This is a genomic window from Paenibacillus antarcticus (assembly GCF_001637225.1).
GTDB lineage: Bacteria > Bacillota > Bacilli > Paenibacillales > Paenibacillaceae > Paenibacillus_AQ > Paenibacillus_AQ antarcticus.
Genome location: NZ_LVJI01000011.1, coordinates 1 through 2,520, shown reverse-complemented (window position 1 = coordinate 2,520; position 2,520 = coordinate 1). Strand labels below are relative to the sequence as shown.

The window sequence follows — 2,520 nt, the reverse complement described above, 5'->3', positions numbered from 1 at the left end:
ACGGGAGCGGCTGGAGTCACCGGAGCAACAGGAGCAACAGGAGTAGCAGGAGCAACCGGAGCAACTGGAGTCACGGGAGTAACGGGGTCTACGGGAGCAACAGGTGCCGCAGGTGCCGCAGGTGCAGGTGCAATCATACCTCTAGCATCTGGATTACCGATTACTATGACTACAGTTGCACTAGGTTTAGTCGGAACAGTAGGTCTTATTGGGTTTGGAAGTTCTGTTGCGGGGATCTCTATTCTTGGCGGAACTATTGATTTGACCGGTAATGCTGCAGGACCTCTTGTCAACTTTGCATTTTCCGTTCCTCGTGCAGGAACAATCACATCTATTGCTGCTTACTTCAGTAATACCGTCGCCTTATCTCTTATTGGTACTACTGTAACGGTAACTGCGCAATTGTTCCAGTCTACCACACCTAATAACATATTTACGTTAGTTCCGGGAGCAACGGTAACTCTTGCCCCACCACTTACAGGGCTTATTAGTTTAGGGTCTGTTAGTAATGGAATTACAACAGGGTTAAGTATTCCTGTAACACCGCAGACACGACTATTAATGGTATTCTCATCCACTGCTTCGGGGCTTAACGTTGTTACTTCGACCACTGGATATGCTAGCGCAGGCTTTACGATTGACTAAAAAAATCTCATATTTATGCTAAGACACCTATATAGGGTGTCTTTTTCTTGTTGTTGATTTACAATCTGATCGCCCCGTAACAGGGACTCAATAGATATGTTCAATTGTTTTTTTTGTATCAGATGTATCGTTTCGAGATATGTTGCTAAGACCTAAATTTTCCAAATAATTCAATATAAAGTTTATGGAGGAGCTAGTGATGTGAATGCATTTTTACCATGTATTGGCGAAGCACAAACTTTATTAAGTAATAAAATTAGCACTTGTGATGCGGTACCTCTTGCAATTCGAATCCTAACATATTGAATATCGGAATAGAAGAACTTAGGATATTCGTAATAAATTCAAATTTTGAAGTGGACCTAACAGAGATTCTATTAATATTAGAATTGACTATCGTTTCAACGGAGGTAACTCCATTAACCTTTATAAGGTGAACGGGAACAATTATTAGCTTAGGGAGCTGTATCCCATAGAGGATAATACTCCTAATAATACGTTCTCTTTGGTGGCCGGTAGCACAATGACATGTCCATTGTTAATAGGGAATTTTAACTTTTTAATAGTATGGTAATTAGAATTCAGGGCAGTTTAGTATACCAGTATCGTCTCAAACACTTCTTATTAATAGTATTTCTGCAACTGTTACAGGGCTCTTACTTTTCAAGGTGTTGGCGGGAAGTGTTCTATATTTTTAATATTTTTATGTAATTCGTGATCTAACAACTCTTTATTTTTCAAAAATATTAATATTCTCGATATAGATAGTTAGCTTGCACCAAATATTTCTGCTCAGAATATGTTGTTACTATTGAAGATTTAGAAGGACTCAATCTTCTAAATAATTCAAAAGATAGTTTAAGGAGGAGATAGTGATATGAATGCATTTTTACCATGTAATGGAGAAGCACAAACTCTGTTAAGTATTATAATTGAGCTTGGTGAGGTGGTACCCCCTGCACTAACGAACCCAACCATCTTAAATATTGCTAACCTGCATAACGTATTACAAGAACTTAGATTGTTCGTAATCAATTCAAACTTTGAAGTGGATCCAACAGAGATTCTATCAATATTAGAATTGACTATCGTTTCAACGGAGGTAACCCCCTTCTCCGTTACAAGTGTAGGAACAAATTTACAACAATTGTTGGAACAATTATTAGCTTATGTCCTTGTCTATAGCCCCTGCTTGTAAGGATGAAATGATTGGCCAAATTAGACCCATTCAAGTTTCTATTTCATTAGCTCTTGGGTCATACGCTTATGGAGTAACAGGCCCCACAGGTCCAACGGGAGCAACAGGACCATATGGAGTAGGCCCAACAGGAGCAACAGGAGCAACAGGAGCAACGGGTGTGACCGGAGCAACAGGAGTCACAGGAGCAACGGGAGTTGGTTTGCAAGGTATAGTAAATTATGATCCAGCACAAAGCCCATTTTATCTAGAAGGCCAGATAGTAACCTATAATGGAAGCACTTATATAACGGTTGTAGCAGGCCCAACGGGAACACCGGGAAGCTCACCAGACTATGTATTGTTGGCTGGAATGGGAGCAACAGGAGCAACAGGGGCAGTTGGTGCAACGGGTGTGACCGGAGCAACAGGAGTCACAGGAGCAACGGGAGTTGGTTTGCAAGGTATAGTAAATTATGATCCAGCACAAAGCCCATTTTATCTAGAAGGCCAGATAGTAACCTATAATGGAAGCACTTATATAACGGTTGTAGCAGGCCCAACGGGAACACCGGGAAGCTCACCAGACTATGTATTGTTGGCTGGAATGGGAGCCACAGGAGCAACAGGAGCAACAGGAGAAACGGGACCAACCGGAGCTACGGGCGAAGCAGGTGTAACAGGAGCCACAGGCGAAG

At 41.5% G+C, this 2,520-nt stretch carries 2 protein-coding genes and 1 pseudogene; all 3 read left to right on the top strand.

Annotated features, from left to right (window positions below):
- Positions 1-645 (top strand): exosporium glycoprotein BclB-related protein (locus PBAT_RS08025; RefSeq protein WP_276326536.1); only part of this gene is annotated, 645 nt, incomplete at its 5' end.
- A gap of 877 nt (positions 646-1,522) precedes the next feature.
- Entirely contained in the window at positions 1,523-1,843 is a 321-nt protein-coding gene (locus tag PBAT_RS08020) for a collagen-like repeat preface domain-containing protein (RefSeq protein WP_068648360.1), read from the top strand.
- Positions 1,815-2,520 (top strand): annotated as a pseudogene (locus PBAT_RS25930) (exosporium glycoprotein BclB-related protein); the annotation flags it as partial. The gene PBAT_RS08020 and the pseudogene PBAT_RS25930, both read left to right, overlap by 29 nt.

Excerpts from the sequence above, each read along its gene's own strand:
- PBAT_RS08020 (WP_068648360.1), top strand. The coding sequence starts at position 1,523 with ATGAATGCATTTTTACCATGTAATGGAGAAGCACAAACTCTGTTAAGT.